Source organism: Hymenobacter convexus, from assembly GCF_030580955.1.
Taxonomy (GTDB): Bacteria; Bacteroidota; Bacteroidia; order Cytophagales; family Hymenobacteraceae; genus Hymenobacter.
On the sequence record NZ_JAUQON010000010.1, the window covers coordinates 70,814 to 87,659 of the forward strand.

General features: G+C 63.0%; 17 protein-coding genes. 11 read left to right on the forward strand and 6 right to left on the reverse strand.

The window, feature by feature from the left end:
- The first annotated feature begins 347 nt into the window (after positions 1 to 347).
- The gene (locus Q4S41_RS19410) at positions 348 to 533 is read left to right on the forward strand and encodes a hypothetical protein (RefSeq protein ID WP_305032788.1); all 186 of its coding nucleotides are present in this window, start codon (positions 348 to 350) and stop codon (positions 531 to 533) included.
- 48 nt (positions 534 to 581) lie between these two features.
- Here the strand turns inward: Q4S41_RS19410 and Q4S41_RS19415 are convergent, their stop codons facing one another.
- Positions 582 to 1,157, reverse strand: coding sequence for an RNA polymerase sigma factor (locus Q4S41_RS19415; protein WP_305032789.1), 576 nt, complete (start codon positions 1,155 to 1,157; stop codon positions 582 to 584).
- Positions 1,158 to 1,488: 331 nt separating this feature from the next.
- Here Q4S41_RS19415 and Q4S41_RS19420 point away from each other — a divergent pair, with 331 nt between their 5' ends.
- Both Q4S41_RS19420 and Q4S41_RS19425 read left to right on the forward strand, forming a co-directional pair.
- The gene (locus Q4S41_RS19420) at positions 1,489 to 2,283 is read left to right on the forward strand and encodes a PhzF family phenazine biosynthesis protein (RefSeq protein ID WP_305032790.1); all 795 of its coding nucleotides are present in this window, start codon (positions 1,489 to 1,491) and stop codon (positions 2,281 to 2,283) included.
- A gap of 41 nt (positions 2,284 to 2,324) precedes the next feature.
- The gene (locus Q4S41_RS19425) at positions 2,325 to 3,068 is read left to right on the forward strand and encodes a hypothetical protein (protein ID WP_305032791.1); all 744 of its coding nucleotides are present in this window, start codon (positions 2,325 to 2,327) and stop codon (positions 3,066 to 3,068) included.
- 66 nt (positions 3,069 to 3,134) lie between these two features.
- Here the strand turns inward: Q4S41_RS19425 and ruvC are convergent, their stop codons facing one another.
- Positions 3,135 to 3,779, reverse strand: coding sequence for a crossover junction endodeoxyribonuclease RuvC (ruvC, locus tag Q4S41_RS19430; RefSeq protein WP_305032792.1), 645 nt, complete (start codon positions 3,777 to 3,779; stop codon positions 3,135 to 3,137).
- Positions 3,780 to 3,845: 66 nt separating this feature from the next.
- Between ruvC and Q4S41_RS19435 the strand changes: the two genes are divergently transcribed.
- From Q4S41_RS19435 to Q4S41_RS19445, 3 genes are all read left to right on the forward strand, one after another.
- A complete protein-coding gene (locus Q4S41_RS19435; protein ID WP_305032793.1) occupies positions 3,846 to 4,886 on the forward strand; it encodes a lysylphosphatidylglycerol synthase domain-containing protein in 1,041 nt (346 codons plus the stop codon).
- Positions 4,887 to 5,125: 239 nt separating this feature from the next.
- Positions 5,126 to 6,133 (forward strand): glycosyltransferase, encoded by a 1,008-nt coding sequence (locus Q4S41_RS19440; RefSeq protein WP_305032794.1) that lies wholly within the window; start codon positions 5,126 to 5,128, stop codon positions 6,131 to 6,133.
- Positions 6,134 to 6,226: 93 nt separating this feature from the next.
- Positions 6,227 to 6,754, forward strand: coding sequence for a c-type cytochrome (locus Q4S41_RS19445; RefSeq protein ID WP_305032795.1), 528 nt, complete (start codon positions 6,227 to 6,229; stop codon positions 6,752 to 6,754).
- A 130-nt stretch (positions 6,755 to 6,884) separates the two neighbouring features.
- Here the strand turns inward: Q4S41_RS19445 and Q4S41_RS19450 are convergent, their stop codons facing one another.
- The gene (locus tag Q4S41_RS19450; protein WP_305032796.1) at positions 6,885 to 7,424 is read right to left on the reverse strand and encodes a hypothetical protein; all 540 of its coding nucleotides are present in this window, start codon (positions 7,422 to 7,424) and stop codon (positions 6,885 to 6,887) included.
- A gap of 101 nt (positions 7,425 to 7,525) precedes the next feature.
- A complete protein-coding gene (locus tag Q4S41_RS19455) occupies positions 7,526 to 8,263 on the reverse strand; it encodes a phosphodiester glycosidase family protein (RefSeq protein ID WP_305032797.1) in 738 nt (245 codons plus the stop codon).
- 132 nt (positions 8,264 to 8,395) lie between these two features.
- Here Q4S41_RS19455 and Q4S41_RS19460 point away from each other — a divergent pair, with 132 nt between their 5' ends.
- Genes Q4S41_RS19460 through Q4S41_RS19470 form a run of 3 tightly spaced genes read left to right on the forward strand, consistent with a single transcriptional unit; the run spans position 8,396 to position 11,172 of the window.
- The gene (locus Q4S41_RS19460; RefSeq protein WP_305032798.1) at positions 8,396 to 8,653 is read left to right on the forward strand and encodes a hypothetical protein; all 258 of its coding nucleotides are present in this window, start codon (positions 8,396 to 8,398) and stop codon (positions 8,651 to 8,653) included.
- A gap of 2 nt (positions 8,654 to 8,655) precedes the next feature.
- Positions 8,656 to 9,810 (forward strand): ABC transporter permease, encoded by a 1,155-nt coding sequence (locus Q4S41_RS19465; protein ID WP_305032799.1) that lies wholly within the window; start codon positions 8,656 to 8,658, stop codon positions 9,808 to 9,810.
- Between the two features lie 57 nt (positions 9,811 to 9,867).
- Positions 9,868 to 11,172, forward strand: coding sequence for a PP2C family protein-serine/threonine phosphatase (locus tag Q4S41_RS19470; RefSeq protein WP_305032800.1), 1,305 nt, complete (start codon positions 9,868 to 9,870; stop codon positions 11,170 to 11,172).
- A gap of 168 nt (positions 11,173 to 11,340) precedes the next feature.
- Here the strand turns inward: Q4S41_RS19470 and Q4S41_RS19475 are convergent, their stop codons facing one another.
- Together Q4S41_RS19475 and Q4S41_RS19480 are read right to left on the reverse strand one after the other, a co-directional pair.
- Positions 11,341 to 12,834, reverse strand: coding sequence for an O-antigen ligase family protein (locus Q4S41_RS19475; protein WP_305032801.1), 1,494 nt, complete (start codon positions 12,832 to 12,834; stop codon positions 11,341 to 11,343).
- Positions 12,831 to 13,913, reverse strand: a complete 1,083-nt coding sequence (locus Q4S41_RS19480) for a hypothetical protein (protein WP_305032802.1) — start codon at positions 13,911 to 13,913, stop codon at positions 12,831 to 12,833. The genes Q4S41_RS19475 and Q4S41_RS19480 overlap by 4 nt, the downstream gene beginning before the upstream one ends.
- A 208-nt stretch (positions 13,914 to 14,121) precedes the next feature.
- On the opposite strand from Q4S41_RS19480, the gene Q4S41_RS19485 reads away from it, so the two are divergent.
- Both Q4S41_RS19485 and Q4S41_RS19490 read left to right on the forward strand, forming a co-directional pair.
- A complete protein-coding gene (locus tag Q4S41_RS19485; protein WP_305032904.1) occupies positions 14,122 to 15,525 on the forward strand; it encodes an oligosaccharide flippase family protein in 1,404 nt (467 codons plus the stop codon).
- 111 nt (positions 15,526 to 15,636) lie between these two features.
- Positions 15,637 to 16,806 carry a glycosyltransferase family 4 protein gene (locus Q4S41_RS19490; protein WP_305032803.1) on the forward strand — a complete coding sequence of 390 codons (1,170 nt, stop codon included), beginning with the start codon at positions 15,637 to 15,639 and terminating at the stop codon, positions 16,804 to 16,806.
- Positions 16,807 to 16,846: the final 40 nt, after the last annotated feature.

A 16,846-nucleotide genomic window follows, 5' to 3' on the forward strand; every position in this document is an offset into this window, starting at 1 on the left:
CAGTTGGCCCGGTCGCCGTCGCTACGGCTGGCGTAACCGATTTAGCTGCCGGACCGGAATTAAATACGCCAGATTTTTGGGAGTTCTTTAGTGAGGTGTTTGGCTTCAATTTGCTGGCATTCAAATTCGCGTCAGCTATTGTGCGCTGAGTTGCGGCATTCGACGTAGTGCCCGGCGAGGCTGAAGTCAGAACATCCTGATTTGTCGCATCGCTCGGACCTGGCCCAGCCGGTGCGGGAGTTGGCGCGCTGCCAATGCGTGCCCCTTGCGCGTCGGCTGCGTGCTCTGAAGTTGAATTTGCTGGAGCTGCTGGCTGTTTTTCCGAAGTACTGGCTCCTTGGGCTACCGTGTCTGGCTTTCCGGCCACACTGCCCGCCCGCTGCCATTGCCAGGTAGCCAGCGAGGCCACCACGCCCACCAGCAGGAGCAGCACGAGGGCCGCCCGCCAGCGCCGCCGCCGGGGCGCGGCTACCGGCGGCGGCAGCTGCTGCCGGATGCCGGCCCACATATCGGGCGGCGGCTCCTGGCCGTAGTCGGCCAAGCGCTTGCGCAGGGCTTCGTACAAATCGTCGGGTGTGGGGTCAGACATGGTAATTCGGTGTTTTTAGGCCCGCCAGGCGGGTTTCGAGAAGGCGCCGGGCACGGGCCAGCTGCGATTTGCTGGTGCCTTCGGCGATGCCCAGCAACTCGCCGATTTCCTGGTGGGAGTAGCCCTCCACGGCGTAGAGGTTGAGCACGGTGCGGTAGCCGGGTGGCAGCGTGGCCAGCAGGGCCACCAGGTCGTCGGCGGCCAGCTGGTCCACGGCCGAGGGTTCGGCCGAGGGCAGGCCCTCGGCCAGCTCGTCGAGGGCATCGCCGCTGGGGCCGGGGTGGCGCAGGCGGTATTGCTCCACGGCGTGCAGCGACGTGGTGACGGCAATGCGGCGCGCCCAGCCCTCAAACGGCCCCTGCCCGCGGTATTGGTCGAGGCGGGTGAAGATTTTAACGAACGTGTTTTGCAGCGCGTCCTCCGCCTCGGCCCGGTTGGGGCAGTAGCGCAGGCATACGCCCATCAGGTTGTATGACAGCTTTTTGTAGAGCTGGTATTGTGCCGCCGATTCGCCGCGCCGGCACGCCGCCAGCAGCGCTTCATCGACGGGTACAATGGAAGGCGGCATGTAGAAAGTAGATGGCAAAGCCGGCTGTACAGGACCTGCTTTGTGGGGGCTTGACCGGCAGCCGGCCGGCGCGGTTGCATTCGTATCGAAGATAATTTGAAATCAGCGGCTGGCTGGTGCTCAAGTGGCATACAGAACGCTACAAAGGCGGTCATGCAGAGCGCAGCGAAGCATCTCGCGTGGTGCCACTAATCCATATTATCAGGATTTAGTGATTGCACGCGAGATGCTTCGCTACGCTCTGCATGACTACCTTTTAAGTCACTGTTGCCAGGCAAGCTGTATTCTTGCCCCAGAAAAACCCGCGAAACCCCGAAACTGCCCCTTCCCAATGCGCTACTTCCACGTCGACGCCTTTGCCCAGACACCCTTCTCCGGCAACCCCGCCGGCGTGTGCCCGCTCGAAGCCTGGCCCGCTGCCGCGCTCATGCAGCAAATCGCCGCCGAAAACCACCTTGCCGAAACTGCTTTTTTCGTGGCTCGCGCCGGCACGACGGCCGAATACGATATTCGCTGGTTCACGCCCGCCGTGGAAATCGACTTGTGCGGCCACGCCACCCTGGCCGCCGCCCACGTGCTGTTCACGCACCTGGGCTTCGCCGAACCGCAGGTTACTTTCCACAGCCAGAGCGGCCCCTTGCGCGTGGCCCGCGAGGCCGACGGCCGCCTCACGCTCGATTTCCCTTCGCGCCCGCCGCAGGAGCTACTCACGCACCCCACCGGCCTAGCCGACGGCCTGCGCGCCACTCCGCTGCACGTGCTGGCCGCCCGCGACCTGCTGGTCGTCTTCAACACCGAAGCCGAAGTGCAGGCCCTGAAGCCGGACATGGCCCGCATCGCTGCCCTGGAATACGTAGGCGTCATCGCCACCGCGCCCGGCAGCAATGGTGTCGATTTCGTGTCGCGCTTTTTTGCGCCCCGCGTGGGCGTGCCCGAAGACCCGGTGACGGGTTCGGCCCACAGCACGCTCATTCCCTTTTGGGCCGAAAAGCTGAGTAAAACCGAGCTGCGCGCCCGCCAGATTTCGCCCCGCGGCGGTGATTTGTGGTGCCGCCTGCGCGGCGAGAGGGTGGACATCAGCGGCTACGCGGTGACGTATGCGGCGGGGGAAATTATTGTTGGTTAAATTGCTGATTTGTAATATGATTAAAACTAAATGACTCGCTGATGATGAAAATAGAATACAATAAGCTGCAATCATTTATTGCCATGTTTATTGCTTGGTTTGCGGGCTACCTCTACTTCGCCATTTACATGGTGCATTTCAGCAATTGGGGTTACGTAACCGATTTTACTCCTATACTTTTTTGGACTGGCCTATTTGCGCTGATAAGCGCTTTTGTGTTCGTTCCAATTATTATCAAAAGCTATAATAAAACGCTTCTGGCCCGACAGAAAAAGTTGTTCCCGCTAGCTACAGGTGCGTCCTCGCAGCTTGTTTTAATGCTTCTATTACTGCCATTTACCAATTTTCGGCCTTTTGAAATAGGCTCGTTCTATTTTGGCTACGCTGGCATTATTGGGTGTGTATTTGGGATATTTTACGCCCTATTTCAACATGTCGGGCTATTTGACAACACGAATACGTTGTTGGGAAAGGCGCTAATAATTATTTCACCGGCTTTATTTCTTGTTTTTTTATTTCAGCTATTTCCTTACGCCAGTCCAACCCTGGCTTACAAGTATTTTGGGGATAGCATCAAAGAAAAAGCAATGTTTTATGTTTTGGGCAAGTATAAAGTAGGGGATAGAATAACGGACTTAGAAAGTCAGCTTCCGGGACTAACTGGTCAGGCACTGAGGCAGCCGGCCGGTATTGGGATGGCATCTGGTTCGGGCAACGGTTTTTCCTACGACATCAAATTCGAGAAAGGAACAATTACCGAGCTGGTGATTGATAATAGCAAGTAAGGCAGTAAGTTCTGCAGTCATTGGATAGCAGCAGCTTACGCTTTAGCAGAATTTTGTTGCCGGCGCCTACGACTTCGCCGGCGCCTTCTTCTTGCCCGTGCCCGTGCTGGCGCCCAGCCGCTCAGGGTTTTCGGCCAGGAACTTGCCCCAGCTTTTGCCGCCGCTAGTGGTTACGTTGTTGCCCTTCATGTAGTGGTGGCAGAGGGCCACGGCCAGCGCATCGGTGGCATCGAGAAACTTGCTGGCTTCGGCGATGGGGGGCAGGGTGAGCGTCTGGCGCAGCATGTGGGCCACCTGCTCCTTGGTAGCCGAGCCCGAGCCCGTGACGGACTGCTTCACCTTGGTGGGTGCGTACTCCACGAAGGGAATCTGGCGGGAGAGGGCGGCGGCGATGGCCACGCCCTGCGCCCGACCCAACTTTAACATGCTCTGTACGTTGACGCCGAAAAACGGGGCTTCGATGGCCAGCTCGTCGGGCAGGTACTCGTCGATGAGCTCGAGCATGCGGTCGAAAATCCGCTTTAGCTTTACGGCATGGTTAGACCCCAAGGCCTTCATGTTGATGACGTCGTAACACAGCACGTCGACGCGCTGGCCCCGCACCTCAATCAGGGCGTAGCCCATAATCTGGGTGCCGGGGTCGACGCCCAGAATGATTTTGGGCAGCAGCTCGACGGCGGGAACGGGGCGGGGGCGTTGGGGGGCAGGCATCTCTCGCAAAGTTACGACCCCAACCAGCCCGGCGCCTCCCCAGGTTCCGCTGCTGAGGCGGCAGCGGTGGCGGACTCGTCCGGCCCCGGTTCATCCAAAAAGCCGGGCGCGCCCGAAACCCGCCGCGCCCGGCAGTGGCGCCGGCTGGTGTTCTGGGGTAAAATCGGCGTCACGCTGCTCACGCTGGGGCTGCTGTACAACAGCATCTTTGCGGCGTCCGACACGGCGGCGGCCTGGCGGCAGCTGTTGGCGACTACACTCAGCGGGGCCGGTCGCGGGCCGGTGCTGCTGGCGCTGGCCTTGGTGCCCCTCAACTGGGGCCTGGAGGCTTGGAAATGGTACCGCCTGGCCCGGCACCTGGAGCCCGTCACGTTCGGGCGCAGCTTCCGGGCGGTGCTGGTGGGCCTCACGCTGGGTTTTGCCACTCCCAATCGGGTGGGCGACTACGCCGGCCGCATCATCGAGCTGAAAAGCCGCCGGGTGAGTGCGCTGGGGGCCGTTTTTCTGGGACGCTACTGCCAGCTGGTGGCCACGGTGCTGGCGGGCGTGGCGGGCCTGCTGTATTTCCTGCTGAAGTTTTACCTGGCCGGATACCCGGCTGCTGGGCTGGGTGTGAGCGTGTCGGCGGTGCTGCTGGGCGGGCTGGTGCTGGTGCCGCTGTACCGGTCGCGGCTGCTACTGGCGGCGCTGGGGCTGTGGCGGCCGTTGCGGCGGTTTCGGCCGGCGCTGGCCATCATGCCCACCTACCCGGCCCGGGCCCTGACGGCGGTGCTGGCCATTTCGGGGCTGCGCTACGGGGTGTTTTGCGCGCAGTTTCTGCTGCTGCTGGGGGCCTATGGCGTGGGCAGCCCGTTGGGGCCCGGGTTGGCTGCCGTGGCGGGCACGTTTCTGCTGAAGTCGCTGGTGCCCTCGCTCAATGCCCTGGCCGATGTGGGCGTGCGCGAGCTGTCGGCCACGCACCTGTTTGGGCTGCTGGGCCAGCCGGCGCTGCCGGTGCTTTCGGCCAGCCTCAGCCTGTGGGTCATCAACATTGCCCTGCCCAGCGCGGCCGGCCTGCTGCTGGTGCCGGGCCTGCGGGTGCTGCGCTCAACGCGCGCCGGCCGATGATGGGCGCGGGCGTGGCGCTGCTGATGCTGCCGGCGCTGTATGCGGGCCTTATGGTGTGGCTGCGCGGCGGCTGGCAACGCAACCTCACGAAACCCCTCCGGGGCCCGGCCCCCCTCTCCAAAGAAGAGGGGGAAGCAATGGCGGAACGAACGGAAATGATGGGACCCAAAAAGGACTTGTCTGGCATCCGCTCTTTTTTGGAGAGGGAACCGGGGGGGGAGGTTGGGCTGAATGGGCCGTTGTTCTCCATTCTTATCGCCGCCCGCAACGAAGCCGCCGCGTTGCCCCAGCTACTGCGCGACCTCGCGGCCCAAACCTTGCCGGCCGCGCAGTTCGAAGTCCTCATCGCCGACGACCATTCCACCGATGCCACCGCTGCCCTGGTAGCTGCCGCCGCCGCTGCTTCAGCGTTTTCACTGCGGCTCATCGCCCTGCCCGCCGCCGAAACCGGCAAAAAAGCCGCCCTGCAAGCCGCTCTGAAAGCCGCCCGTGCCCCTTGGCTGGTGTGCACCGACGCCGACTGCCGCCTCGGTCCCGGCTGGCTGGCGGCCTACGCCGCGCTCATCTACCAAAAACCAGCGGTCAATTTCATCAGCGGGCCAGTGCTGCTCACGGGGCCCGATACGTTGTTCGCCCAGCTCATGGGGCTGGAATTTGCCGGGCTGGTGGGCGTGGGTGCCGCCTGTCTGGTTCGCCAGCAGCCCACCATGTGCAACGGCGCCAATCTGGCCTACCGCCGCGCCACCTTTGAGGCCGTGGGCGGCTTTGCCGATAATGCTCATTTGGCCAGCGGCGACGATGAGTTTCTGCTCCACAAAATCCACGCGGCCTTTCCCGGCACCGCGCATTTTCTGGCCGATGGGGCGGCCGTTGTGCACACGGCCGCGCCGCCTACGCTACGAGCGTTGCTGCGGCAGCGGGTGCGCTGGGCCAGCAAGTGGCGGCACTACCAAAGCCCGGCCTCGCGCCGCCTGGCCCTGCTGGTGCTGGGGGCCAACGTGGCGCTGGCCGTCGGGGCAGGGGCGGGGCTGGTGTGGCCGGCGCTCTGGCCCTGGGTGCTGGCGGCCTGGGCGCTCAAGCTGGGCGGCGATGTGTGGTTTATGGCGCCGGTGCTGCGGTTTCTAGGGCGGCGGAAGTGGCTGCCGCTGCTGCCGCTGCTGCAGGTGCTGTACGCGCCGTATGCGCTGGGCGTGGGCGTGGCCGGGCTGCGCGGCGGCTATGAGTGGAAGGGGCGGACGGTGAAGTAGTTATACGACTCAGAAAAGCGCCAAAAAAAACGCCTCGGGGGCCTTGGATGGTAAATTTGCCGCATATATATTCCATCTCAACCCCCGGTACTCATGCGGTTCAATTCGGTTGGTTTCGCCCTTTCGGTGGGCATGGCGTTGATAGTCGTGCTGATTGGTTTCACCCTGCTAAGCGCCGCGGGGCTGGCCGGCTTCGCGGCCGAAGACGTGGCCCGGGCCAATGAGCCCGGCATGCCGCAAACGCGCCAAGTGTCTGCTACGAAAGCTAGTTCGCCGAATCCCGCCGCGTCGCCCGAAGAAGCGGCCGCCATTGCTGCCGGCGATGCCCTGTTTAAAGGAAACTGCGCCCAGTGCCACGCCGTGAACGAGCAGGTGGTGGGCCCGGCCCTGGCCGGCATCAGCCAGCGCCGGCCGATGAGCTGGCTGTTGCCGTGGGTGAAAAATTCTAGCAAAGTGGTGGCCAGCGGCGACGACTACGCCGTGGCGTTGTTCAACAAATACAACAAGCAGCAAATGCCATCCTTTGCGCTGTCGGACAAGGAAATAGCCTCCATCGTGGCCTACGTCAAGTCTCAGGAAGGAGCCGCCGTGCCCACGGCCGGCGGTATTGCAGCTCGATAGTCAGCCAGATTGGCCATCCGACTGACGATGGACTTTCGCCCTCAAAATTTTACACAAAGCTTGATGGGTTGAGTCCGTCGGGACCTACTCGGGGGGATTGCACCAGCTGGCGCCTCCGTCGCAGCAACAGCTACGCGGCAGCGGCAGTCATCATGGTGAGATAATAGTTGGCGCAATGAATGGCCGTCAGGAGCAGCAGTTCTTTGCCAGGCAGCTGCTCAAGCGCATCGGAGGCCACCAATTCGTAGTCGAAATTCAGCCGGGTCCATTTGAAGTCGGGCGCAAGGCTTAGCAACTCCGTTTCTTCCCCGTGAAGGAGAACAAAGGTGCTTCTCAGCAACCCTTTCTGCTTGAGAATGTAGTAATCCTCCTGGCCCCCGAAGAGGGTGCGAATCAGGATTTGCCCTTTCCAATTCATCTTAAAATCGAGTAACACCTGCTCCTGCTGGTCTTTCACTTCAATTGTGGTGCCCCAAAAGCCTTTGGGTTGTACTGCGTACCGGTGGTGGTTCGCTAAAATGATTTCGGCCTTGAAGGAAAACCAGCTCTCGTACTCCAGCAAGCCTATTTCGGTGTCGGCCTGCGTCAGCTTGAAATGCTTTGAGTCGAGCGATTTTGCCTGATAATTTTTCATAAAATACCTGCGAAGGAGAGACAAGGGGCTATTCATCCGCAATTTATGGGCAACGACCGGGCTACGTATAGGTTGGCCGCTCAAACTGCCCGAACTGGCCGCCTGTGGTCGCCCCGACCCCCGACCAACGGCTGGCGCTACTGCTTCGGCGCAGTAACGCCGATGATGACCCCGAAATCGCCGTCGGGTTGGGGGCGGCCAGCGGCCGGCTCGTAGGTGCGCGACACGAAGCCGTCGAGGTACAGCGCCTGTTGGCAGCCGGCTTTTTTGAAGTAGTCGGCGAAGTCGTAGAAGCTGATTTTCTCGCGTGACATGGCCAGCAGCACGTGCCCATCGGGCAGGATGCCCACCCCGTTGCGGATTTGCACATTGACCGAGCCGGCGCGGAAGGCCGGATGAATGCGGCCGTCAAGCACCAGCATCGGGCCCGATTGGGTGGCGTAGGTCACGCGGCCATCGTTGTGGAAATCGGCCGTTTGGCAAATGTGGGCGGTGCTGTTGGTGGTGAGGTAGAAGACGCCGTTGGGCTTCAGGTAGAAGTTGCCGGTGCCGGACGTGGTGTCCAGTGGCACCACGGTTTTTTGGGCTTCAATGTAAAGCCCCTGCGGCGCAAAGCTTGGGGCAAACATGCCGCCATTCATGGCAAAAACGAGCTTTTGGCCGTGGGCGTCCAGCCATTTTTTCAGGCCTTCCAGGCTGCGGAACCGCTGGTTTTGCTCGTTTTTCCAGTACAGTTTGAGCGGCGTCCGGCGCGGGTCGACGCGGCGGCTGATGAAGGGCGGGCTGCCGGCCAGCCGGCGGCCCAGGGGGATGAGGCCCCCCATGAGCACCATCATCAGGAACGCAGGGAGCAGAACCTTGTAATACTTGTTCATGAAAAAAGAAATGACGGGCGCGGGGCGTACCATCAAGGCGACCTAAATGTACCCACGCTGGCCGCACCCGCCCGCCAAGCCGCTCACCGGGCTTACATTTGCCCAACGACCTTTTTGCGTTATTTCCCGCCCGTGACTGACCCCGAATTCGACCTGCTCGACGAGCTGTACTTCGTCACCCCGTTCCGCACCTTGCTCCAGAAAACCGGCCTGCCCGCCGCCGAGCTCGAAGACCAGCTCCGCAGCCTGCTGGAGCAGGGCCTCATCCGCAGCTACTGGCCCGACGTGGACACCGAGCTGGCCTACGAAACCACGTCCTTCGGCGCCATTGCCCGCGATGCTTCCTACCTGGCCTCGAAGGAAGGCCTGTTGCAGCACAACACCCGTTAGCCGTGGCAGCTACGGCCGTTTCCGCAGCCCCCGCCGTTACTTCGGCCGCCGCCCGGCCGCCGGGCTACTACGTGCGCCAGCGCCTGTGGCAAAACCGGCCCGCCGTGGCCGGGCTGGCCTTCATTGCGCTGTGCACGCTGGTGGCGCTGCTGGGCTACTGGGTGCTGCCCGACAACTCGCCCAACGCCAGCCACGGCTTCGTCCAGATTCAGAAGCAAGCGCCGGGCCTGCGGGTAGAATTCCTGCGGCGCACCTTGCCCGACTCCGCGCAAAAGCCGACCAGCTTTCTGCAAACCTGGCTGAGCGGCCGGCCGCCCAAATTCGAAGAAATTCCAATTGCGGCGGGGAGCTACGGCGAAATGAAAGCTGATTCAGTCGGCTTCCGTCCCTGGACGCCCGCCGATGCGCCACCCGCCGCCGCGCAGCAAATTTCGGACGAGCGGGTGGTGCACGCCAAGCCTTTCACGCGCAGCTACGTGCTGGGTACCGACAAAGCCGGGCGCGACGAACTGAGCCGGCTGCTGCTGGGCACGCGCATTTCGCTGGGCATCGGGCTGGTGGCGGTGCTCATCTCGCTGGCGCTGGGCATGGCCGTGGGCGCCGTGGCCGGCTACTTCGGCGGCTGGGTCGATTCGCTGCTGCTGGGGCTGATGACGGTGGTGTGGAGCATTCCGGGCATCATGCTGGTCATTGCCATTTCGCTGGCCCTCGACAGCAAGGGCGTGTGGGTGAGCTTCGTGGCCGTGGGCCTCACCATGTGGGTGGATGTAGCCCGCGTGGTGCGCGGCCAGATGCTCAGCTTGCGCTCGGCCACCTTCGTAGAGGCCGGCCGGGTGTTGGGCCTCCCTACCTGGCGCCTCATTGCCAAGCACTTGCTGCCCAATATGCGCGGCCCGCTCATCGTGCTGGCCACCAGCAACTTTGCGGCGGCTATTCTGCTCGAAGCCGGCCTGAGCTTTCTCGGGCTGGGCGTGCAGCCGCCCGCGCCCAGCTGGGGCCTGATGGTGAAAGAGGGCTACGACCTGCTCGGCACCGAGGCCGGCCTGTGGCTCACGCTGCTGCCGGGCACGGCCATTTCGTTGCTCGTGCTCAGCTTCAATTTGCTGGGCAACGGCCTCCGCGACGCCTACGACCCCAAAACGCCCGTGGCTGCTTAAGTTTGCAGCCCCGTTCGCGTTTCATGCGCGATTCATACGGGCTGCTTACCTTGCTGTATGGCTTCCGTTCCTCTTTCTTCTGCTGAGCCCCTGGCCGATGCCCTTGCTGCCCAGGTAACGCACCGCGACGAGCAAATCAAGCAGCTGCGCAGGCAGCTGCTGCTCAAGCAGTTCGAGCTGGATACGGTGCTCGGGGTAGCGCACGACATGACCGCTCGCGACCACACCGTGGACGAGCTCTACCACATGCTGCGCCTCACCCTGCAGGGCCAGCGCAACGTGGTGCAGCTGCTGCTGATGGCCCGCGAAGACCACGGCTTTCAGGCGCGCGTGGCCCTGGGCAGCGACCTGGCCGAAGCCGAAAAACTAGTGCTAACCCCGCACCTGCGCGAGGGCGGCGTGACCCAGCCCCAGGCCGTGGAAGACCTGCACCTCGGCGAGGCCTGGGACCGGTACGAAATGGTGATTCCGGTGCTACGCCAGAAGCAGGTGGCGGCCTACGTGTTCGTGGGCGGCCTGCGCTCCGATTTCGACCGCCAGCAACTCATTCCCTTCCTCGGCTCACTGGCCAATACGCTGATTGGGGCCGTGGAAAACCGCCGCCTCCAGGCCCAGCGCGTGGCCGATGCCGCCGTGCGCAAGGAAATCGAAATTGCCCAGGAAGTGCAGGCCATGCTCTTCCCGCGCAGCCTGCCCAACGACGCGCACCTCGCCATCGAGCGCAGCTACGTGCCTCACACCGAAATCGGCGGCGACTATTACGACGTGGTCGAAATCGACCAGCACCGGCTGCTGCTGTGCGTGGCCGACGTGAGCGGCAAGGGCGTGCCCGCCTCGCTGCTGATGTCGAACTTCCAGGCCGGGCTGCGCACGCTGCTGCGCCAGGGCGTGGAACTGGCCACCATCGTGCCCGAACTCAACCACTTGCTGTTCCGTAACTCGGGCGGCGAGAAGTTCATCACCGCCTTCCTCGGCATCTACGACCGCCGCACCCGCCGCCTGCAATACGTGAACGCCGGCCACAACGACCCGCTGCTGCTGCGCGACAACGGCACCGTGGAGCCCCTCAAGCACGGCACCGTCATGCTCGGCATCATGGAAGAGCTGCCCCTGATTCGGGTGGGCGAAATCGAAATTCCGCCCCAATCCCTGCTGCTGCTCTACACCGACGGCCTGACCGAAGTGTTCGACAAAGCCGGCAACGAGTTTGGCGAAGACGGCGTGCTGAACGTGCTGCACCGCAGCCGCTACCTGCCGCTACCCAAGCTGCACCAGGAACTGCTGCGCACCATCAACGCCTTCAGCGCCCACGATGCCCAGTTTGCCGACGACGTGACGATTCTCAGCTGCCGGTTTAAGTAAGGCACTTGTCATTGCGAGGAGGCACGGCGAAGCAATCCGTCCTGTTCTCAGCGACTAGCCTAATCCTAATAACACAAGGCCCTAAAATGTGAAAAGCCCCGGCACTGTGCAGTATCTGGGCTTTCTGGTGAAAGGAAGAGTCTGGTTTTGACAAGACGGATTGCTTCGCTACGCTCGCAATGACGAGTCCGCCTCTCCTTCCTGTGCTTCCGCCAGCCAGCTTTCGCTGCGGATGAGCAAGGCCACGCAGATAAAAAACACCGGACCAATCCGGTCCACTTCCACCAACTCATTGAGGGTGAGGTGGAACACGATGACGATAAACGACATGGTAGCGCCCAGTATCACGCGGCGCACTTCGGGCTGCTGGCGCGAGCGGTGGTAGAGGCTTTCGGCCTTCAGCAGCGCTGTACCGATGAAGACGAGAAAGAGCAGAAAGCCGGGAATCCCTTGTTCGGCCAACTGCAGCAGGAAGTAGTTGTGCGTGGTCGATTTCTCGGGGTTGTCGCTCACGTACGTGCGGAAGCTCTTGATGGTGTAGCGCTTATACTCGGGGTAGAACGTGGCCGCGCCGCTGCCTACGATGGGTTTATCGGCAATCATACGGGCGGCGGCCACCCAGCGGTACACCCGCTCCATGCCCGACACGTCCTGCATTTTGTAGGTGGCTTCGAGGTGCTTCTCGAAGTTCTTGCCGTTGAAAATGGTGCGCTCGTAGTTGGGCGCAAACTCCATGTAATTGTCGCCGGTGGCAATGTGCACCACGCCGAAGGCCGTTGCCACGGCCACGGCCACCAGCACCACCTTGGTAAAGCGCAGCCGCATCACCAAAAAATAGAGCGCCGCAATGGGCAGCGACAGTATGGAAGCCCGCGTGTAGGACGTGAGCAGGCCAAATAGCAGCACGCCCAGCACCACGCGCCAGGCTATTTTCGGACCCACTTTCGTGGCGGCGCGCATCGCAAACCAGCAGAAGGGGATGAGCAGCGCCAGCATGGTGGCGTAGATGACGTGGTTGCGGAAAAACGGCCGCAGCGCCCAGTTGATGTCGGCGAAGCTGAAGCCCTTGGTGGCGTGCCGGCTCACCACGTACATCACGCTCAGGCACGCCCCGGTGGCATAAAAGGCCGCGAAACGCCAGGCGTCGGCCGGGCGGCGCACGATGAGCAGCGTGCCCAGCACAAACGGCGTGAGGTACCACACCTTGGCTAGCAGGTACTTAACGGATTTCAGCGTGTCGACTGAAAAAAACGCATCGACGGCCGTCCACAACAACATCAGGCCCAGGATAATGAGCAGCGGGTTGAGCCACTCGCGGCGCGGAATGCGGCCGGCACCCAGCAGCAGCGCCGCGCCCACGCACCCCGTGAGGGCCAGCATCAGCGGCTCGGAAGGCACGTCCATGCTCAGGCCGCCAAAGAGGCTGATTTCCTCCGAAAAAGGCAGCAGAAAAAACAGCAGGTAGTACACCCAGCGCCACTCCACCAGCACCACCAGCAGGCCCACGGCCAGGGCCGCGGGCAGCAGCAGGGCGGGCAGGCGCGTGAGGGCGGCCGCCGCGCCACTCACCAGCAGCAGGCCCACGAAGGCCATAAACAGCAGCTGCGCTCCATCGAAGGACTGCCGGAGCCGGTGCCAGAGGTTGGTTACGGACGGGTTCACGCCGGGCGGGCGGCACTGGGCCGGTTGCGGCGGTACAGCTCCAGCAGGGCGATGAAAATCACCGACAGCACGAACGTGAGCACCACGGAGCCTACCACAATCAGCCAGCGCACGGGCTTGATTTTCTTGGTGGCCGGGTAGGCTTTCTGCACCACATACACGCTGGAAAGGTGTCCTTTCAAGCTCAGCTCGGCCGTTTCGAAGGCCGAGCGGGCCGAGATAAGGCGGCCCTGCAAATCGGCCACGCGGGTGGTGAACATGCTCAGCGAGTCGGTGCCCTGCACGTAGCGCTCCAGGTTGATGAGGTTGCCGCCGTCGGCCTTGGTGAGGCCGCGCAGGGCCTTGCGCAGGCCGGCCACGTCGCCGCCGCTGGCTTCGGCCTTGCGCAGGGCCGCCTCGGTTTCGATGAGCTGCTTCACCATGTAGCGGCCCTGCATTTCGAGGCCGAAGATGCCGTAGTGCTTGCGGGCGCCCACCAGCTCCTGGCGGCTGCGCTCGAAGCTGTTGCTCAGGTACTCGTAGCGGGTGCGGTAGAGGTCGCGCACTTTCTGGCGGTTTTCCAGCGTCAGCTGCTGGTTCACCGAGTCGATGACCTGCACCAGGGCGTTGGCCACTTTGGCGGCCAGGTTCTTGTCCTCGTCCATGAAGGTGAGCTCGATGGCGTCGCGCTCGTTGTGCACGATGGACAGGTTGTCGGTAAATTCCTTGAGTACGTAGTTGTCGGCCACGTCGTCGCCGGGCGCACCGGCCTTGTAATGCTTGTAGAGGCCAAAGCGCTTGATAAGCAGCTCGGCCACCGGCTGCGACTCGCCGATGGTGATGGCGCGGTCCAGGTCTTCGGCCCGGCCGCCCAGCTCCAGCTTGTTGCGCGACTGGCCGTTTTCTTCCAGCAGGCGGTCAGGGTCAGCCGTTTGCGGGTTGGTGGGGATGAAGATGGCGGTGGAGCGGTAGATGTTGGGCATCAGCAGCGCCACCACAATGCTCACGACGGCGGCCAGGACCACGGCCCCGGCCACGAGGTTTTTCCAGCGGTTGATAATGGGCCCCAGGCCCACCAGCGAGAAAGAAGGTGCAGACATACAGAACAGAAGGCGCCTGCGCCCGTTCTTTTAAATGGGAGGGAAGGGGCGGGAAGGCGGCAGGCAAAGATAGCCGGAAAATGGCCCCGTTCGGCACGCCATACGGTTGGGCCGGTGCGTTGCGTAGCTTTGCAAATCCGGTACACCGTGCCGGTTATCCTTTTCCGCTCCTAGCTACCTCGTCGGCATCAAACGGTTTTTTGGCAATATCAGCTTCGTCGTCCTGCTCAACCTGCTGGTGAAACCCGGCTGGGTGGTGGTCGAAAACCTGGTGCAGGACCGGCTCGGCCACGCCACGTTCGGGCTGGTCACGGCCCTCTCGGCCCTCACGCTGGTGGTGGCCGCGCTGTCCGACCTCGGCCTCACGCCCTACGCCGTGCAACGCGTGGCAGCCGAGCCCCGCTTCATGGCCGAAACCTTCCCCACGCTGCTGCCCCTGCGCGGGGCCCTCAACTTTGTGGCGCTGGCCGCCATGCTGGTGGTGGGCTGGGTGCTGGGCTACCGCGGCAACGAGCTGCTGCTGCTCGGGGCGGTGGGCGCGGCCCTGCTGCTGGCCCAGTACGGGCAGTTTTTGCGCGGCACCCTGCAGGCCCACCAGAAATTCAACACCGACGCCGTGCTCTCGGTGCTCGAAAAATTCGTGCTGCTCGGGGCCGTACTTGTGCTGCTGCCCATCGGCCTCACGCTGCCCAGTTACGTGGGCGCCCGGCTGGGGGCCGCTGCCTTCACTGCCGTGCTCACCTACGGGCTGATGACGCGCCTGTTTGGCCGGGTGCGCTACCGCTGGCAGGGCCCCGTGGCCCGCACGGCCCTGCGCGCCAGCCTGCCCTTCGCGCTGATGACGCTGCTGTATGGCGTGAACGAACGCATCGACATGGTGATGCTCGAACGCCTGGCCTCGCCCACCGAGGCGGGCTACTACGCCGGCGCCTACCGCTGGGTCGATGCCGTGATGATGTACGCCTGGACGGTGCTGCCGCTGTTTTTTGCCAAGTTTGCCAGCGTACCGAAGGATGCCGGCGCCCAGCGCCAGCTGCTCATGTTTGGGCAGCGCATCGTCACGCTGCCGATGCTTTTCATTGTGGCCTTCGTGCTGTTTCGGGGCGAGGTGGTGTTCTGGCAGTTCAGCCACAGCACCCCGGCCGAGGTGGCGCGCATGACCTTGTGCCTGAAAATTCTGTTCCTTAACGTGCTGGTGCATGCCTTCTTCGCCATCTATAGCACCCTGCTCACCAGCACCACCCACGAGCGCGCCGTGAGCTGGCTGGTGGCCCTCAGCATCTTCCTCAACATCGGCCTGAACCTGTTCCTCTTGCCCCGCTACGGCGCCATTGCCGCCTCGCTCGATACGTTGCTGTGCGCCGTGGCCGTGTCCGTCGGCTACCTGGTGCTGGTGGCGCGGCGCACCGGCGTGGGCGTGCCGGGGCGGCTGCTGGCCCGGCTGCTGCTGGCCTTTGGGCTGCTGTGCGGCGCCTGGTACATGCTGCAATACGGCCTGTACCTGCGCTGGTGGGTGGAGGCCGGCGTGATGGCCGCGGTGTTCGGGCTGATTGTGCTGGGCACGGGGCTGGTGCGAAGAAAGGAGATTATGAGTCTGACGGGCAAGGGCTGAGTTGATGAGAGAAGAACGGTCATGTCGAGCGCAGCCGAGACATCTCTACCTCAATACTATTTAATTACTTGCGCAGTAGAGACGCTTCGGCTGCGCTCAGCATGACGTTCATTGAGTACTCCAATTCATCCGCTGCACATCGCCGTCAATACCCGTTTTTTGCTGCCGGACGCGCACCTGGAGGGCATCGGCCGCTTCAGCTACGAGACGCTGAGCCGGCTGGTGGTCCAGCACCCGGAGGTGACGTTCCATTTCCTGTTCGACCGCGCCTTTGATAAGCGCTACCTGTTCGGGCCCAACGTGGTGCCGCACGTGCTGCTGCCGCCCGCGCGGCACCCGTTTCTATTTGTGGCGTGGTTTGAGGGGGCGGTGGCGCTGTGGCTGGCCCGGCACCGCCCGGCGGCTTTTCTGAGTCTGGATGGGTTCACTACGCTGGCCACCACGGTGCCGCGCGTCACGGTCATTCACGACCTGGCGTTCGAGCATTTTCCACTCGATGTGGGCCTGCTGCAACGCAAGTACTACCACTGGTTTATGCCCCGCTTTGCCCGGGCCTCGGCGCAGCTGGTGGCCGTGTCGGAGGCCACCAAGGCCGATGTTGTGCAAACCTACGGCATCAGCCCGGCTAAAATCAGCGTGGCCTACAACGCGCCGGCCGCGCTGTTTCGGCCCCAGCCGGAGGATGCACAGCGCGAAACCCGGCGCCGCTTCAGCCACGGGCAGCCGTATTTTCTGTTTGTGGGTGCCCTGCAGCCGCGCAAAAATCTTGGTAATCTGTTGCGGGCCTTCGACCTTTTTAAAACCCAGGCTGGCCCGGACGCCTCGGCGGCGCAGCTGCTCATCGTGGGCCGCAAGGCCTGGAAGGCTGGCCCCATTCTGGAGGCGTACCAGCAGATGCGCCACCAAAACGCCGTGCATTTCACTGGCCGCGTGGCCGATGCCGAGCTGGCGGGGCTGTATGCGGCCGCTTTGGCTACGGTATATGTGCCTTATTTCGAGGGTTTTGGTATTCCCATTGTGGAGGCGCAGGCCAGCGGCTGCCCGGTGCTCACGTCCAACGTCAGCTCAATGCCCGAAGTAGCGGGGGAGGGCGGAGCCGAGCTGGTCGACCCGCACGCGCCGGAAAGCATTGCCGCCGGGCTGGCCCGCCTGTGGGAAAATGCCGGCGTGCGCCAGCAGCTGATGGCGCAGGGGCAGCAGAACCTGAGCCGCTTCTCGTGGGCCCGTAGCGCCGAAGTGCTGTGGGAAGCGGTGGAGAAGGCGATTGGAACCGTTGGTTGAAGAGGGTATCGAACCGTCATGTCTCGGCTGCGCTCGACAT